The organism is Bradyrhizobium sp. AZCC 1721 (genome assembly GCF_036924715.1).
Lineage (GTDB): Bacteria > Pseudomonadota > Alphaproteobacteria > Rhizobiales > Xanthobacteraceae > Bradyrhizobium.
Genome location: NZ_JAZHSB010000001.1, coordinates 1,396,345 through 1,411,235 on the forward strand (window position 1 = coordinate 1,396,345; position 14,891 = coordinate 1,411,235).

The 14,891-nt window shown below is 63.6% G+C and carries 15 protein-coding genes; 6 read left to right on the top strand and 9 right to left on the bottom strand.

Annotation, left to right across the window (positions count from 1 at the left end):
- Window positions 1–91 precede the first annotated feature (91 nt).
- From V1273_RS06800 to V1273_RS06820, 5 genes are all read right to left on the bottom strand, one after another.
- Complete coding sequence (locus V1273_RS06800) at window positions 92–1,444, bottom strand: esterase-like activity of phytase family protein (protein WP_334383564.1); 1,353 nt, start codon at window positions 1,442–1,444, stop codon at window positions 92–94.
- A gap of 114 nt (window positions 1,445–1,558) precedes the next feature.
- A complete protein-coding gene (locus tag V1273_RS06805; RefSeq protein ID WP_334366846.1) occupies window positions 1,559–2,359 on the bottom strand; it encodes a heme ABC transporter ATP-binding protein in 801 nt (266 codons plus the stop codon).
- The gene (locus tag V1273_RS06810; protein WP_334383563.1) at window positions 2,356–3,447 is read right to left on the bottom strand and encodes a FecCD family ABC transporter permease; all 1,092 of its coding nucleotides are present in this window, start codon (window positions 3,445–3,447) and stop codon (window positions 2,356–2,358) included. Before V1273_RS06810 ends, V1273_RS06805 begins: the two co-directional genes overlap by 4 nt.
- A complete protein-coding gene (locus V1273_RS06815; RefSeq protein ID WP_334366848.1) occupies window positions 3,444–4,394 on the bottom strand; it encodes a heme/hemin ABC transporter substrate-binding protein in 951 nt (316 codons plus the stop codon). Before V1273_RS06815 ends, V1273_RS06810 begins: the two co-directional genes overlap by 4 nt.
- A gap of 19 nt (window positions 4,395–4,413) precedes the next feature.
- A complete protein-coding gene (locus tag V1273_RS06820) occupies window positions 4,414–4,617 on the bottom strand; it encodes a hemin uptake protein HemP (protein WP_334366849.1) in 204 nt (67 codons plus the stop codon).
- A gap of 262 nt (window positions 4,618–4,879) precedes the next feature.
- Here V1273_RS06820 and V1273_RS06825 point away from each other — a divergent pair, with 262 nt between their 5' ends.
- From V1273_RS06825 to V1273_RS06850, 6 genes are all read left to right on the top strand, one after another.
- Window positions 4,880–7,246, top strand: a complete 2,367-nt coding sequence (locus tag V1273_RS06825) for a TonB-dependent hemoglobin/transferrin/lactoferrin family receptor (protein WP_334383561.1) — start codon at window positions 4,880–4,882, stop codon at window positions 7,244–7,246.
- Window positions 7,247–7,398: 152 nt separating this feature from the next.
- Entirely contained in the window at window positions 7,399–7,734 is a 336-nt protein-coding gene (locus V1273_RS06830) for an antibiotic biosynthesis monooxygenase family protein (protein ID WP_334366851.1), read from the top strand.
- A gap of 11 nt (window positions 7,735–7,745) precedes the next feature.
- Window positions 7,746–8,261, top strand: a complete 516-nt coding sequence (hutX, locus tag V1273_RS06835) for a heme utilization cystosolic carrier protein HutX (RefSeq protein ID WP_334409126.1) — start codon at window positions 7,746–7,748, stop codon at window positions 8,259–8,261.
- 55 nt (window positions 8,262–8,316) lie between these two features.
- Complete coding sequence (exbB, locus tag V1273_RS06840; protein ID WP_442893805.1) at window positions 8,317–9,078, top strand: tonB-system energizer ExbB; 762 nt, start codon at window positions 8,317–8,319, stop codon at window positions 9,076–9,078.
- A gap of 3 nt (window positions 9,079–9,081) precedes the next feature.
- Window positions 9,082–9,525, top strand: coding sequence for a TonB system transport protein ExbD (gene exbD / locus V1273_RS06845; RefSeq protein ID WP_334409127.1), 444 nt, complete (start codon window positions 9,082–9,084; stop codon window positions 9,523–9,525).
- A 5-nt stretch (window positions 9,526–9,530) separates the two neighbouring features.
- Complete coding sequence (locus tag V1273_RS06850; protein WP_334409128.1) at window positions 9,531–10,355, top strand: energy transducer TonB; 825 nt, start codon at window positions 9,531–9,533, stop codon at window positions 10,353–10,355.
- Between the two features lie 22 nt (window positions 10,356–10,377).
- Here the strand turns inward: V1273_RS06850 and V1273_RS06855 are convergent, their stop codons facing one another.
- The 4 genes from V1273_RS06855 to V1273_RS06870 form a co-directional block, all read right to left on the bottom strand.
- Window positions 10,378–11,274 (bottom strand): carbohydrate ABC transporter permease, encoded by an 897-nt coding sequence (locus V1273_RS06855; protein ID WP_334409129.1) that lies wholly within the window; start codon window positions 11,272–11,274, stop codon window positions 10,378–10,380.
- Window positions 11,267–12,223, bottom strand: a complete 957-nt coding sequence (locus tag V1273_RS06860; RefSeq protein ID WP_334366855.1) for a carbohydrate ABC transporter permease — start codon at window positions 12,221–12,223, stop codon at window positions 11,267–11,269. Before V1273_RS06860 ends, V1273_RS06855 begins: the two co-directional genes overlap by 8 nt.
- A gap of 128 nt (window positions 12,224–12,351) precedes the next feature.
- Window positions 12,352–13,698, bottom strand: a complete 1,347-nt coding sequence (locus V1273_RS06865) for an ABC transporter substrate-binding protein (protein ID WP_334366856.1) — start codon at window positions 13,696–13,698, stop codon at window positions 12,352–12,354.
- Window positions 13,699–13,769: 71 nt separating this feature from the next.
- Window positions 13,770–14,813 carry a C-terminal binding protein gene (locus V1273_RS06870; protein WP_334409130.1) on the bottom strand — a complete coding sequence of 348 codons (1,044 nt, stop codon included), beginning with the start codon at window positions 14,811–14,813 and terminating at the stop codon, window positions 13,770–13,772.
- Window positions 14,814–14,891: the final 78 nt, after the last annotated feature.

The following is a 14,891-nucleotide window of genomic DNA, read 5'->3' on the forward strand; positions in this document are numbered from 1 at the left end:
GCGAGCGAAGCGAAGCAATCCATATCTCCGCGCGGGGATAGATGGATTGCTTCGTCGCTTTTGCTCCTCGCAATGAAGGGGAGGCTTCGTCTTACTTCGCCTTCAAGAATTCCGCCACCTCCAGCAGCACGAACTCGTTGTCGTCGGCCTTGTTGGGATCGCGGCTCGACGAGAATGGCAGATTGTTGTCGTTGCCAACGATGATGTGCGTCTCGTCGACGCGCTCGACGTTCTCGATGGTGAAGAACGGAAAGGTCAGCACGCCATCATTGAGCGGTTTGCGCGCCTTCTTGTCGGGATCCTTGATCTTCATCAGGTCGACATAGGCGACCTTGCGCACCGGCTTGCCGACATTGGCGTCGGAGAGCTCGATCTTGTAGACGCGCTTGAATTTGGCGAGGTCCGCAAAGCAGTTCTCGCCGCGCTGACCGGCCGGGCAGGCCTTGTCGGCGGTGCCTTCGCCATTGTCGCGCTCGATGATCAGGCCGTTTGAGGCGTTGATCATGTTGAAATCGCCGATGGCGTGGCCGTTCTGCTCGAACACATAGTGCCAATAGCGGCCGGTGAATTTCTCGGTCGCGACGTCGAATTCGAGGATCCGCGCGGCCTCCTTGCCGTCGACCTTTTCAAAGTCCTTCTTCTCGGCATCCCACAGCGGGCCCTCCAGCAGGCCATAGAGGAACTTGCCGTCCTTCGAGCCGGCAAAACCTTCATAGCCCTTGGAACGGCGGAGGTTGACGGTGGTGTAGCTCGCGCCTGGAGCGGCAGGCGACTGCACCGACCAATGATCGGGCGAGCGCACCGGCTTGCCGTCGGCGGTTGTTTCGAACACCGCCAGGACCTTGCCGGTCTTGTCGGCCTTCAGCACATAGGGCCCGAACTCGTCGCCGATCCAGAAGGTGTCGCCGATGATCTGAAAACCTTCGGTGTCGAAATCGGCGCCGGTAAGATAGCGCTTGGCGGTGTCCTCATGGAGGATGCGGAACGACACCTTCTTGTCGGGATCGTGCAGGAAGACGGTTTCCTGTCGCTCGATCTTGCCGCTCGCCCAGTCGATCTTGTGCCGGTTCAGATACAGCATGGAGTCGGCCGAGTTGTAGCGCGAGCCCATGCCGTTGTCGGTGAGCACCCAGAACGAGCCGTCCGGCATCACCTTGATGCCGGAATGGCCCTGCAGCGGCTGGCCCTTGAACGGCAGCGAAACGCCGGTCGGGCGTTCGTAGGACTTGCCCATCACGGTGCCCGCGGCGTCGACGCGGCGGCCGGTGGTGTATTTGCCTGATGTCTTGAGATCGTCTGGCGCATCAGCGGGCGCGTCGATAAAGGTCTGCGCCGGCAGCACGGCGTGGCCCTTCAGCGTGGCGGGAAACTCGCCTTCACCTTGAGCGAAGGCGGCGCCGGCCAGAAACATGGACGCGACGGAGCAGAGCAATGACACGCGCATGGCGGATCTCCTGTTGAATGGCGATGCGGTGTGTCTTGCGCAGCGGCTGTTACAACCGGCTGACAGTTTTGTGAAAGCCGCGTAACGGCGTTGGATAAGGCTGCGGTTTCGGTGTTACTGCGCCGCAGCCGGCCGCATGGTTTGCGGCAGCAGGAACGGCACGCCGGCGTCGGTATAGTCGATCTTCACGTCGACCTCAAAAATCCGGCGGATGGTCTCGGCCGTGATCGCATCGCTGCGGCCGCCATCGACGGCGAGCTTACCCCGATGCAACAGCACGATGCGGTCGGCGAACCGCATGGCGAGATTGAGGTCATGCAGCACGGCGATAACGGCCGTGCCGTTCTGCGCGCGCCGCTTCGCCGTCTCCACCAGGTCGATCTGGTGGCGCATGTCGAGGCTCGAGGTCGGCTCGTCCAGCAGCAAGAGCCCCGGCCCATGCTGCGTCTCGCCGCAGGCGAGCTGCACCAGCACGCGGGCGAAATGCGCGCGCTGCTGTTCGCCGCCCGAGAGCGTCGGTAATTGCCGTTGGCTGAAATGCGCCAGATCGACCTCGCCGAGTGCCGCATCGACCAGCCGCTGCGCGGCGGCGCGGCCGGCGTCACCCGCGCCCATATGGACGATCTCCTCGACCGTGAACGGGAAGGTGACGTTGACATGCTGCGACAGCATCGCGCGGTGGAAGGCGAGAAGGCGCGGCGGATAGCTTTGGATGTCGCGCTGCTTCAGGCTGATCTGGCCGCGCGTCGGGCGGAGATCGCCTGACAGCATCCGCAGCAGCGTCGATTTGCCGGCGCCGTTGGGGCCGACAATCGCGACCATCTCGCCGGGGGCAACGCAAAGATCGATGCCATCGACCAGCGTGGCGCCGCCAACGACCATTGAAACCGACTGCGCTTCGAGAACGGCGGTCATAGCGAAACCAGCCCGCGCTGGCGGAGCAGCATCGCCAGAAAGAACGGCGCACCGATTGCTGCGGTCAGGATGCCGATCGGCATTTCCGCGGGCGCCACGATGGTGCGGGCCAGCGTATCGGCGCCCACCAGCAGCACCGCGCCCAGCAGCATGGAAGCGGGTAACAGCAACCGGTGCGCCGGCCCGATCACCAGCCGCAACAGATGCGGCACCACGATGCCGATAAAGCCGACGACGCCGCAGACCGAAACGGCCACGCCCGTCATCGCCGACACCAGCACGATCGAAATCCGCTTCAGTCGTTCGACATCGACACCGCTATGGAACGCCTCGGCCTCGCCCAGCACCAGCACGTCGAGTCCACGCGCGATCGAGAGGCAGGCGATCGCGGCACATCCCAGCACCGGCGCCAGCGTGGCGAGCTTGGGCCAGGTCGCGCCACTCAGCGAGCCCAATAGCCAGAACGTGATGTCGCGCAACTGGCGATCGTCGGCGATGAACACGAGAAGGCCGATGCCGGCATTGGCGATCGCGGCAATGGCAATGCCGGCCAGCAGGAAAATCGCGATCGACGTCCGCCCGGAGCGGCTCGCGATCGAATAAAGGATGACGGTGGTCGCGAGCGAACCGGCGAACGCCGCGATCGGCAGCAACTGATGCTGCATGAAGCGGAAGTTCTGGCCGATCTGGCTGTCGGTGAAGACGATCGCAGCCGCCGCCGCCAGCGCGCCGCCGGAAGAAACGCCGACCAGTGCGGGGTCGGCGAGGGGGTTGCGGAACAGCCCCTGCATGATGGCGCCCGATGCCGCGAGCAGCGCGCCGATCATCGCGGCCGCGCCGATCCGTGGAATCCGGATCGACCACAGCACGAGCTGGTCGCGCGCGAGGCTTGGACCCGCCCCAGCGTCACCCCACAGGCCGAGTGCGGCCGGCAGCCGCGCCAGCGGAATGCCGGCAGCGCCTACCGTCAGCGCGATCAGCGCCGCACCGGCCAGCGCGGCGAACAGGCAGATGAGAGTCAGCGAGGCGGGAGGGCGCAACGCGTATCCGCTGCGGCGCTTGGCGCTACCCTCGGTCAGAACGGTCATTTCCGGCAATCGGCGGTGAGTGCCGCAGGCTTGAATTTCTCGGCCTGCGGCGCCAGCGCCGGATAGAGCTTGATCGAGAGATCGCGGGCGGCGGCCGCCGTGCGCGGCCCGAAGCCGAGCAGATAGAGGCCTTCCATCGAGATGAAGGCCTTGTTGGCCGCAGCCGGCGTCAGCGCGAAGGCCGGATGGACGTACACGGCTTCGGCGTCCAGCGAGTCCTTGCCGCGCTGGATCGAGAGCACGACGTCGGGCTTCGCCGCGACGATCGCCTCGTCGTTGATGGGTTTGTAACCTTCGTAGCCGTCGATGGCGTTGATGCCGCCGGCAAGCGCGATGATCTCGTTCGCTGCGGTGTTCTTTCCGGCGGCCATCGCCCGGCCATTCAACAGCGACATCACGAACATCACGCGCACCGGCTTCGTCACTTTGGCGCGTAGCTCGCGCAATTGCGTCAGGTCGTCCGACACCGCCGCAGTCAGGCATTCGGCGCGCTTGTCCGCGTCCATGGCGTGGCCGACCAGCTTAATCTTGTCGAGCAGGCCGGCTTCCGAAAACGTGTCCGGCACCAGCACCAGCGGCACCTTGGCGGCTTCCAGCACGTCGATGGTTTCCTTCGGCCCGGAGCCTTGCGCTGCCAGCACCAGGGAGGGGTTGAGCCCGAGCACGCCCTCGGCCGAAAGCTGGCGCATGTAGCCGACATCCGGCTTCTCGCGCGCCGCGGCCGGATAGAGGCTGGTCGAGTCGACGCCGACGAGACGGTCCTCGAAACCGAGCGCATAAAGAATTTCCGTGATCGCGCCGCCGATCGAGACGATCCGCGCGGGGTCTGCGATGGTGACGTCGCGATCACGGGCATCATGCACCGTAACGCCCGCAGCGAGCGCGACGCCGCCGAGCAGGAAACAGCCCGCGGCGGCCGACACTGCGAGCGTGCGACAAACTGTCATTTCCGGTTCACCAGGTAAGTCACTTCGTCAGGATCAGCTTGTTCTGCGACGTCAGCCGCAGACGGTAATGCTCCTCGCCATGCGCGATGATGATTTCGCGCTCGGTGGCGAACAGTTCGCGGCTGTCGATCCGGTTGCCGCTGATGGCAAGCGATCTGGTGGAGGCGGGATTGCCGGCTTGCGTCCGGGCGGCTCCGAGCTTGTCTCCTGTTGTCGCGGACATTTTGTGCTTTGGTGCCCCGAAAAATTCAATCGATCCACGCTTGTATAGTTGGGCGCGCCCGCAATCCAACCGCTGCACTTTACAATTGATATAAAGTGCCTGATGCGGTTCTTGACCGCCCGGGAACCGCCACGTAACCAAGCATGATGCGATGTTGGCACAATGCCTGCATCCTGAATGTGGCAGCCAGCAAGCAGCTCGCAAGTTACGCGTAGCGCCCGCCAGCCAGACCCAAAAGAACAGATATCGGGGCTGGGGTTGTATGGCTGACGGGGCTAGGATTTCGCGCGCCCTCTTGTTGGGCGCGTCGGTGTTTTCAATTGCATTGCTGGTCGGGGAAGCCGGCAACGCGCAGACGGCGGGTACGCAGGCTGCAAGCGGCGCGTCCGAGCGGCAGAAGCAGTCGCGGCGCAAGCCGGCGAAGCCGCCGCAGGAGCAGCAGGCAACGGCGCCGGCGATGAATGCGCGGGCGCAGATTGGAGCCGCGCCGGTGCAGTCGCTCGATACGATTACGGCGGTAGCGACCAAGACCGAGGAGCGCGCCATCGACGCATTGGCTCCTGTCAGCGTGGTGACGCTGGAGCAGATCCAGGGGCGCCAAGCCAGCACGCTCGGCGGTCTCCTCTACAACATTCCCGGTGTCTGGGTGCAGGATCGCGGCGACGAGCCGTCGACCTCGATCAACATTCGCGGCCTGCAGGATTTCGGTCGCGTCGCCGTCGTCGTCGATGGTGCGCGGCAGAACTATCAGCGCACCGGCCACTTCGCGAACGGCTCTTTCTTCCTCAACCCGGAACTGGTCAGCAGCATCGACATCGTGCGCGGTCCGACGGCCAACATCTACGGTTCGGGCGCGATCGGTGGCGTGGCGTCGTTCCGCACCAAGGACATCGAAGACGTCGTGCGTCCGGGCGAGCGTTGGGGTGTGGACGCCAAAACCATTCTCGGAACGAACTATGGCCGTGCCTTGGGCTCGGTCTTTGGCGGTGTTCACGTCAATCCGAATGTCGATGTGTTCGCCGGCGGCACCTACAGCACGCAGGAAAGCTACAAGGACGGCACTGGTTTTGAAGTCGCCAATACCGGAAACCGGCTTACCGCCGGCCTCGCCAAGGTGACGGTACGTCCTGCTGACGGACACGAAGTCAAGCTGGGCACGATATTCCAAGAAGACCTTTACAACGTGGGGCAGCCGCCGCGGCGCGCCGGCGATCCCAACTCCACCAATCCGAACGGGACCAATAACCTCGACGGCACGTCGATCTATCATACCGACGTGAAGAACTACACGACGACGCTCGGCTGGAAGTATTCGCAACCGGACGACAAGGTCTTCGACTGGGATGCGAAGGTCTATTGGAATCGCACGGAAAACGATCAGATCAAGACGTTCCACACCAGCACGACTCCCACCGCCTTTTGCGGCGGCGTGCCGGGCAATCCGGTCTCCGGCTGCATCGGCGACAACCGCGGTTACCTGCTCGATACGGTCGGTTTCGACGCGCACAACACCTCGCGCTTCGAGTATGCGGATTGGCACCATGCGGTCACCTACGGCGCCGATGCGTTCCAGGACAACGTGAAGACTGCCGACCGGCGCGGTACATCGGATGTCACGACTCCAGGCGGAAGGCGTACGGTGTCCGGCGGGTTTGTGCAGTGGAAGGCAACATACAGCGACCTGCTGGAGACGATCAGCGCCCTTCGCTACGACAACTACAGCCTGGAGTCGGGGGCGACATCATCAGGGGGCGATCGGCTGTCGCCGAAGATCACGGTCGCCTTGATGCCGGTGGCGGTGGTGACGCCCTATGCCAGTTATGCAGAAGGCTACCGCGCGCCGTCGATCACGGAGACGCTGGTCAACGGTCCGCATGCCGGCGCTACGGCCTCTAGTTCATTCTTCCGTTGTCCGTCAGGTACGCCGGGCCCGGGAGCCGACTCGACCTTCTGTTTCCTGCCTAATCCGAACCTGCGTCCCGAGGTCGGCAAGAACAAGGAAATCGGATTCAATATCCGAAAGAACGATCTGTTCATCGCCGGCGACAGCTTCCGCGGCAAGATCAACTTCTTCCGAAACGATATCACCGATTTCATCGACCAGGTTGCCTTCGGTACGCCGCACCCGATCTTCCGCGCGCTGCCCTTCCTTCAGTATCAGAACGTCGCCTCGGCGCGAATCCAGGGCTTCGAGGCCGAGACGATGTATGACGCCGGCCTCTGGTACGCAGGCATCTCCGGCTCCTTCCAGGACGGCAAGAACCTGCAGACCGGGTTTGGACTGTACACAGTGCCGCCGCAGAAGATCACGACGACGGCCGGTGTTCGGCTGCTCGACAGGACGCTCATTCTTTCCATGCTGTGGACGTCGGCGATCGCAAACAGGAACCTTCCTCCGACCTACACGCCGGCAACGTCGTACGACCTCGTCAACCTGTATCTGCAGTACCAGCCCACGCGGGACCTCACGTTTAATTTCTCAGTCGAGAACCTTCTCAACCAGTACTATCGTCCGTATGCCATTCCGGTCGGGAGCACGGGCGACACGCAGAACGACGTTAAATGGGCCAGCGCCGGTGCTGGAATCGTCTTCAAGGGCGGCCTCAGATATCATTTCGGAGGAACCTGACACGAAGAATCCAAGGGTCTCGCGTGAGACCATCACCTCCAAACGCACCGGGCCGCGCTGATGCTCCAGCGCGGCTTCGGTGCATCCATGTTTCCAACAAACCCAAACGGTACGCTAGGCGCACCCCAGCAACTAAGCCAAGGAGATTTCAAATGTTTATCGCGATGAACCGGTTCCAGGTGAAGATTGGCTCTGAAGCGGCCTTCGAGAATGTCTGGCGCTCGCGCGAGTCCTATCTCAGCAACATGGCCGGCTTCGTCGAGTTTCACCTGCTCAAGGGACCCGTCGCCGAGGATCACACGCTGTATTCGTCGCACACGGTCTGGGTCGACAAGGCGGCCTTCGAAGCCTGGACCCGTTCGGAAGAGTTCCGCCGCGCGCATGCCCGCGCCGACAATCAGACCGGCGAAAGCCTCTACCTCGGCCACCCCAAGTTCGAAGGGTTCGAGGTGATCCTGAGCGAGCGCAAATCCAGCGCCGCCGCGTAAGGGAGGCTGCGATGCTGAGCACGGACCTTGCCGACCTCAAGGCCTATATGGCGGAGAATCCGGGTGCGGTGATCGAGGACGTGGCGCGGGAGCGCAAGGTCACGCCGCGCGCCGTGCTTGAGGCACTCCCTGGCACGATGATGCGCCTCGGCCCCGGCGGTGAGTTCGCCGCCGCGATGAAAGACGTCGCGCAATGGGGCGAGGTGACGCTGATCGTTCACACCGACGATGCGATCTTCGAGTTCACCGGCGCCATCCCGGCAGGCGAGATCGGCCGCGGTTACTTCAACCTGATGCAGCCGAAGGGACTGCACGGCCACCTCCGGCACGAGCGCTGCGGAGCCATCGCTTTTGTCGAGCGGTTCTTCATGGGCAAGTCGTCGGCCTTCATCGCGTTCATCAATGTCGACGGCGGCATCATGTTCAAGGTGTTCGTCGGCCGCGACGAGCAGCGCGCGCTGCGCAGCGACCAGTTGCAGCGCTTTCATGCGTTGGCGGAAAGGATCGCGCCTGCCCGCGCGGCATAACCGATCCGCATTGTCAGCCTGGGAGACGATGATGCAGCGAACGATGCTGAACGTTATGATCCGCTGGTGTGGCGTTGCCGGCGTGGCTGGAATGCCGGGCGCGGCGCTCGCCGCCACCGACGTTGCGCTGCTGCCGCGCAACCTGTCGCCCTGGAACATGTTCGTGAATGCGGACGTCGTGGTGCAGGCGGTTATGGTGGGCTTGGCCTTCGCCTCGCTGGTGACGTGGACGATCTGGCTGGCCAAGACCATCGAAATCCGCCGCAAGACCGCGACCGCCAAACGGCGCCTCGGCATGCTGGAAACCGATACGGTGCTGGCCAAGGCCGAGCAGGAAACCCGCGGCGGCAACGATGCGGTGGCGCAGATCATCCAGTCCGCCGCCCGCGAAGCCAGCCTCTCCGGCGGACATTTCGACGACGGCCTCAAGGAACGCGTCGCGCTGCGGCTGGAGCGGGTCGAGGCGGCGATGTCCAGGCAGATCGCCCGCGGCACCGGCGTGCTCGCCACCATCGGCGCCACCGCGCCGTTCGTCGGCCTGTTCGGCACGGTCTGGGGCATCATGAATTCCTTCATCGGCATTTCCGAAGCCAAGACCACCAATCTCGCGGTGGTCGCGCCCGGCATTGCGGAGGCATTGCTCGCGACCGCGCTCGGTCTGGTCGCGGCGATCCCGGCGGTCGTGATCTACAACCATCTCACCCGCACGATTTCAGCCCATCGTGCGCTGCTCGGTGATGCCTCGGCGCTGGTGCTGCTCCTGATCAGCCGCGAGGGCGACCGCGGTTCGTTCCGCCTGGCGCGCGCTGCGGAGTAGCCAATGGGCGCGAAGCTTGGACATGTTGTCGGCGGACGGGCGCGCGGCGGCAGCGACGATCTTGCCGAGAATCACGAGATCAACGTCACGCCGTTCATCGACGTAATGCTGGTGCTGCTGATCATCTTCATGGTCGCAGCCCCGCTCGCAACTGTCGATCTCGGCGTCGATCTCCCGGCCAGCGCGGTCGAGCCGTCGCCGCGCCCGGACAAGCCGGTGTTCGTCACCGTGAAGCCGGACCTGTCGGTTGCGGTCGGCGAGGACGTCATTGCGCGCGATGCGCTGACCTCTACGCTCGATAGCGCCACGCAGGGGAAAAAGGACGAGCGGATCTTTCTGCGCGCCGACAAGGCGGTCAGCTATGGCGACCTGATGGAGGTGATGAACCTCTTGCGCAACGCCGGCTATCTCAAGATCGCGCTGGTCGGCCTCGACGGCCGCACTTGACCGCCATGAACGCGTTCGCCCTGCATGATGTCTCCGATCAGGCCGTCGTCCGGCGCTGGGGAGTTTCGGCGATGGCAATCGTTGCCGCGCATGCCGCGCTAATCGCATTGACCATGAACTGGTACACCCAGCGGCCGGCGCCGGGCGTGGCGATGCCCGCCATCATGGTCGATCTGGCGCCCATCACGTCGTCGCCAGAGGCGGCACCGATGGACATGATGCCGGGACCTGAGATGCAGCAGGCGGACGCGTCGCCGCCCGAGCCAGCGGCCGCAGAGGCCGTGCCGGAGCAGATCGCGCCGACACCGCCGCAGGAGGAGCCGGAAGTCGTTGCGCCGCCGGAGCAGAAGCAGCAGCTGACGCCGGAAAAGCCCGAGCCAGCGAAGATGGTCCCCGAGCAGAAGCCGGTACCGGTGAAGCCGAAAATCGTCCGGCCAGACGCCAAGAAGCCTTCGGAGGCACCACCGGCGCCGCGTACCAGCGCGCCGCCGCGCGCCGAGCGTCAGGCGCCTGCCGCATCGGCGATCAGCGCGGGTGCCTCTGCCTCAGCGATGGCGACCTACACGCAGCGGGTCCGCGCGCATCTTTTGCGCTTCCATAAATATCCATCCGGCGGCAACGGCCAGCGCGGCGTCGTCAGGCTGTCCTTCACGCTGGGCCGCGGCGGTCAGGTACTATCGAGCCGCGTCGGCGGCTCTTCGGGAGTTCCTGCGTTCGATGCGCTGGCCATGGCCTTGGTTCGCCAGGCTCAGCCATTCCCTGCATTTCCGCCCGAGATTGCTTACGGGTCGATGCCCATTAACGTGCCGGTGGAGTTCAGACCCAACTAGGGTGGGACCGCACGCGGCGATGTTACTCCTTCACCGCGCCCGTCAGCGACGACACGTAATAATCCACGAACAGCGAATAGAACAGCGCGACCGGCAGCGAGCCGAGCAGCGAGCCCGCCATCAGCGCGCCCCACTGGTAGACGTCGCCGGTGACGAGCTCGGTCAGGATCGCGACCGGCACCGTCTTGTTGGCGCCGCTCTGGATGAAGGCGAGTGCGTAGATGAATTCGTTCCACGACAGCGTGAAGGAGAAGATGCCGGCCGAGATCAGGCCGGGCACGGCGAGCGGCAGCGTGATCCGGCGCAGGATTTGCAGCCTGGTGGCGCCATCGACCAGTGCGCATTCCTCGAGCTCATAGGGGATCGACTTGAAATAGCCGATCAATAGCCAGGTGCAGAACGGCACCAGGAAGGTCGGATACACCAGGATCAGCGCCATCGGTGAGTCGAACAGGCCGAACTGCACGATCACGGTAGCTAGCGGAATGAACAGGATCGAGGGCGGCACCAGATAGGCGAGATAGATGCCGAGGCCCACATAGGGGCTGCCGCGGAAGCGCAAGCGCTCGATCGCGTAAGCCGCGAGCGTCGAAGCGAACAGCGACAGGAAGGTGGAGCCGATCGCCACGAACATCGTGGTCTTGAGCCAGGTCGGATAGGCGGTGTCGAACAGCAGATGCTTGATATGCGCCAGCGTCGGCGAGGAGATCCAGAACGGATTGTGCTGCTTGTAGTTCAACAGCTCCGCGTTCGGCTTGAACGAGGTGATCGCCATCCAGTAGAACGGAAACAGCAGGATCAGCACGAAGCAGGCCAGCGGCAGGTAGATCATCATCGCCCGCCGCGCGCGGGAATCCCACGCCATGGTGTCCGGCGTGGCGCTGGCGGCGTTGGTGGATTGGGCAGCTACGTCAGTCATTGGCTTCTCCCTGCTGCCATTTGCGGCGCGCCAGGCCGAAGTAGCTGAACAACGTCGCGAACACGAGGAACGGGATCATCGAGACCGCGATCGCTGCACCCTCGCCAAGCTCGCCGCCGGCGATGCCGCGCTGGAACGCCAGCGTCGCCAGCAGGTGCGTGGAATTGACCGGACCGCCGCGCGTGATGGCATAGACGAGCTGGAAGTCGGTAAAAGTGAAGATGATCGAGAACGTCATCACGATCGCCAGAATCGGCATCATCATCGGGAGGGTGATGTAGCGGAAGCGCTGCCAGGCGGTGGCGCCGTCCAGCATCGCGGCTTCATAGAGCGAGGGTGAGATGGTCTGCAGGCCCGCCAGGAGCGAGATCGCCACGAACGGAATGCCGCGCCAGATGTTGGCGGCGATTAGCGAGAAGCGCGCCGGCCAGGGCGTGCCGAGGAAGTCGATGTTGGTCGAGCGGATGTGCAGCACATCGACCAGCAGATAGGAGATGATCGAGAACTGCGGATCGTAGATCCACCAGAACGCCAGCGCCGACAGCACCGTCGGCACGATCCACGGCAACAGCACGATGGCGCGCAACAGGCTCTTGAGCGGGAAGTGGTTGTTGAGCAGGAGCGCCAGCCAGAAGCCGAGCGCGAATTTCCCGAAGGTCGCGATCGCCGTGTAGAACACACTGTAGAACACCGCGCCCCACCACAAGGGATCGGTCCACAGATACTGGAAATTCTCCAGGCCGATAAAGATACCGCGCTGGCCGATCGTGGTGTCGGTGAAGGCGAGCCAGACGCCGAGGCCGAGCGGGTAGGTGAGGAATACCGTCAACAGCCCGATTGCCGGCGCAAGGCACATCACGATCAGGAACGGCTTGTAGTCGAACAGGCGCGCGATCCAGCCCGGTTGCCGGAGCGCGATGCCGCGCGATGGTAGAGTGGTTACGGACATTGAATGTTTATCCACCGTCGTCATTGCGAGGAGCGAAGCGACGAAGCAATCCATTCTTCCTTTGTGGCGCTATGGATTGCGTCGCTTCGCTCGCAATGACGGTTAATCAGGATCTACGGTTCTGCGGCTTACCGCCCCTGGCGCCGGAAGTACCGCTTCGCACGCTGCTCCGCCTCCGCGGCGGCGGCCTCCGGCGTCTGGGCACCTGTCGCGACCGCGGCGCACATCTGGATCAGTACGTAGTCGGCGCTGACCGCACCGGTTGCGGTCGAAATCGGCCCCTTGTAGCCATCGTAATAGGTGCTCTGCATGGTGTTCTTGAAGATCGAGACCTTGGGGTCGCTGGACCAGACCGCGGCATCGGCATAGGCGGCAAGCGGCTGCGACCAGTAGCCGGAGTTGGCGTTGAGCCACGGCTCGTACTGTTCCTTTTCCATCATGAATTGCAGGAACGCCTTTGCGGCATTGGGATAGGGGCTGTGCTTGAACAGCATCGCGTTCAGCGTCAGGCCGGCCATCGGCGATACCTTGGCGAGGCCCTTCGGCAGCAGTTGATGCTCGCTGTCCTCGGCAATCGCCTTGGTCGCCGGATCGTTCTTCAGCGAGAAGTACAGCGAGACGCCGTTGGCGGTCAGCGAGATTTCCTGCGAGGAGTAGGCGCGGTTGTTGCTGACGTCGTTCCACGATGACGTGCCGGCGATGAAGGTCGGGTACAGTGCCTTGACCCACTTCAGCGCTTCGATGGTCTCCTTGCTGTTGATGATGATATTACCCTCTTCATCGAGCAGCGAAGCGTTGTGCGACCACAGCGCCCAGTTGGCAAAACCGTTGCCGTCGCCCTTGGCATTGCCCAACGCGAAGCCGGCCGGCTTGCCGGCCTTGTGCAGCTTCTGGCAAAGGTCCACAAATCCGGCACTGTCTTCCGGGACCTTGTCGTAGCCGATCGATTGCAGCACCGATTTTCGGTAGATCAGCGGGCCGGCAGTAGCGCCGAACGGCAATCCGATCCATTTGTCGCTCTTGCTGCGCTTGCCGTACGTCTGCGCCAGCGGCAGCCAGCCGCCATAGCGCTTGCCGAGATAGTCGGTGACGTCGTTCAGTTCGACCAGCTTGTCGACATAGATGTGCGGCGCATCGGAGAAGCCGATGATGATATCCGGGCCGGCGCCGGAATTCGAGGTCACCGCGGTCTGCTGGCTGATGTCTTCCCAGCCGACGAAGTCGACCTTGACCTCGATGCCGGTTTCCTTGGAGAATTTGGCCGCGTTGGCGCGGAACACGTCCTCGTCGGCTTGCACGAAGCGCACCGGGCGCAGCATGCGCAAGGATGCGCCTTTTTCGATTGCGAACTTGGGGGGCGGGACGTCGGCAGCTTTGATTGGCGATGTGGTCTGCGCCGAAGCTCCGGTCACGGCCAGCGCCGCTGCCGAGGCGCCCAAAGCCAACGCATCGCGACGGGTGATGTCGTTCCTCATGGTGCTCTCCCTGTATCGGTTCCCGGCGTTGAATCGCCGGTGAACCCTGTCGTTCGAAACATTTCGCCGTGTTAGCTGTTCGGGCCGCGATCCATGCTGACAGGCTGCCAGCGGCGGAGCGAGGTGTTTTGCAGCACCGACGGATTGACGCAGCTTACCGGCCACATCCCCTGCAGGACCAGTGACAATTCGTAGCCCACGCGGCGCTTGCGCGCCTCGTCAAAACGTGCCGATGCCGAGGCGACATGGGCAGTCAGGGTGACGTTTTCCATCGAAAGTATCGGATTGTTGTGCGACGGCGGCTCCTTTTCCAGCACGTCGAGGGCGGCGTGCGCAATCCAGCCCTCCTGCAGCGCCTTGATCAGCGCTTCCTCCTCCACCGTGGCGCCGCGGCCGGTATTGATGAAGATGGCGGAATTTTTCATCTGGCGGAAATGCTTCTCGGTCAGCATGTGGTGCACCTCCGGCCGGGCCGGCGCGTGCATCGAGACGAAGTCCGACTGCGACAGCACCTCCGACAGCGTCGCCGGCATCACGCCGTGGTCGTACATCAGCGTTTCCTGGATGAACGGGTCATAGGCCATCATGCGCAGGCCGAAGGGCGCGGCGCGCTTGGCAACGGCGCGGGCCACCCGGCCGAACGAGATGAAGCCGAGCGTCTGGCCCATCAGCCGCGGGATCTTCAACAGCGCAGGCCGGCCCTCGGACCAGCGGCCGGTGCGCGCCATCTTGTCCTGCTCGACCAGCCGCCGAAAGCCCGCCAGCAGCAGCATCATGGCGTGGTCGGCGACCTCTTCAATGAAGGTGTCAGGAATGTTGGTGACGGGAATGCCGCGGGCGGTGGCGGCCTTCACGTCGACACTGTCGACGCCGACGCTGCCGAGCGTGATCACCTTGCAATTTTCGAGCGCGTCGATGACGGCTTTGGTAATCGGCATGCCCTTGGCGTAGATCGCGTCTGCGGTTCTTGCGGCGGCGATGAATTCCGCCTCGTTGGCCGGCGCCTCGATGATTTCGGCCCCAATCGGATCGAGCGCTTCCATCTCATAGTCATAGCCGCCGCCGGCGACCGTGAAGCTCGCGCCCTTCGGCGTCACCACCCTGAATTTCGGCATTTCCTGCTCCCGATTTCATTTTTCGGTGTTGGTTTGAGGCGGCGGGCGCCGCCACTTTCATCGTTGACGTACTTTCAC

Coding starts and splice junctions, on each gene's coding strand:
- V1273_RS06805 (WP_334366846.1), bottom strand. CDS start 2,359: ATGACCGCCGTTCTCGAAGCGCAGTCGGTTTCAATGGTCGTTGGCGGC.
- V1273_RS06855 (WP_334409129.1), bottom strand. CDS start 11,274: ATGACTGACGTAGCTGCCCAATCCACCAACGCCGCCAGCGCCACGCCG.
- V1273_RS06800 (WP_334383564.1), bottom strand. CDS start 1,444: ATGCGCGTGTCATTGCTCTGCTCCGTCGCGTCCATGTTTCTGGCCGGC.
- V1273_RS06860 (WP_334366855.1), bottom strand. CDS start 12,223: ATGTCCGTAACCACTCTACCATCGCGCGGCATCGCGCTCCGGCAACCG.
- exbB (WP_442893805.1), top strand. CDS start 8,317: ATGATCCGCTGGTGTGGCGTTGCCGGCGTGGCTGGAATGCCGGGCGCG.
- exbD (WP_334409127.1), top strand. CDS start 9,082: ATGGGCGCGAAGCTTGGACATGTTGTCGGCGGACGGGCGCGCGGCGGC.
- V1273_RS06820 (WP_334366849.1), bottom strand. CDS start 4,617: ATGTCCGCGACAACAGGAGACAAGCTCGGAGCCGCCCGGACGCAAGCC.
- V1273_RS06810 (WP_334383563.1), bottom strand. CDS start 3,447: ATGACCGTTCTGACCGAGGGTAGCGCCAAGCGCCGCAGCGGATACGCG.
- V1273_RS06850 (WP_334409128.1), top strand. CDS start 9,531: ATGAACGCGTTCGCCCTGCATGATGTCTCCGATCAGGCCGTCGTCCGG.
- hutX (WP_334409126.1), top strand. CDS start 7,746: ATGCTGAGCACGGACCTTGCCGACCTCAAGGCCTATATGGCGGAGAAT.
- V1273_RS06870 (WP_334409130.1), bottom strand. CDS start 14,813: ATGCCGAAATTCAGGGTGGTGACGCCGAAGGGCGCGAGCTTCACGGTC.
- V1273_RS06865 (WP_334366856.1), bottom strand. CDS start 13,698: ATGAGGAACGACATCACCCGTCGCGATGCGTTGGCTTTGGGCGCCTCG.
- V1273_RS06815 (WP_334366848.1), bottom strand. CDS start 4,394: ATGACAGTTTGTCGCACGCTCGCAGTGTCGGCCGCCGCGGGCTGTTTC.
- V1273_RS06830 (WP_334366851.1), top strand. CDS start 7,399: ATGTTTATCGCGATGAACCGGTTCCAGGTGAAGATTGGCTCTGAAGCG.
- V1273_RS06825 (WP_334383561.1), top strand. CDS start 4,880: ATGGCTGACGGGGCTAGGATTTCGCGCGCCCTCTTGTTGGGCGCGTCG.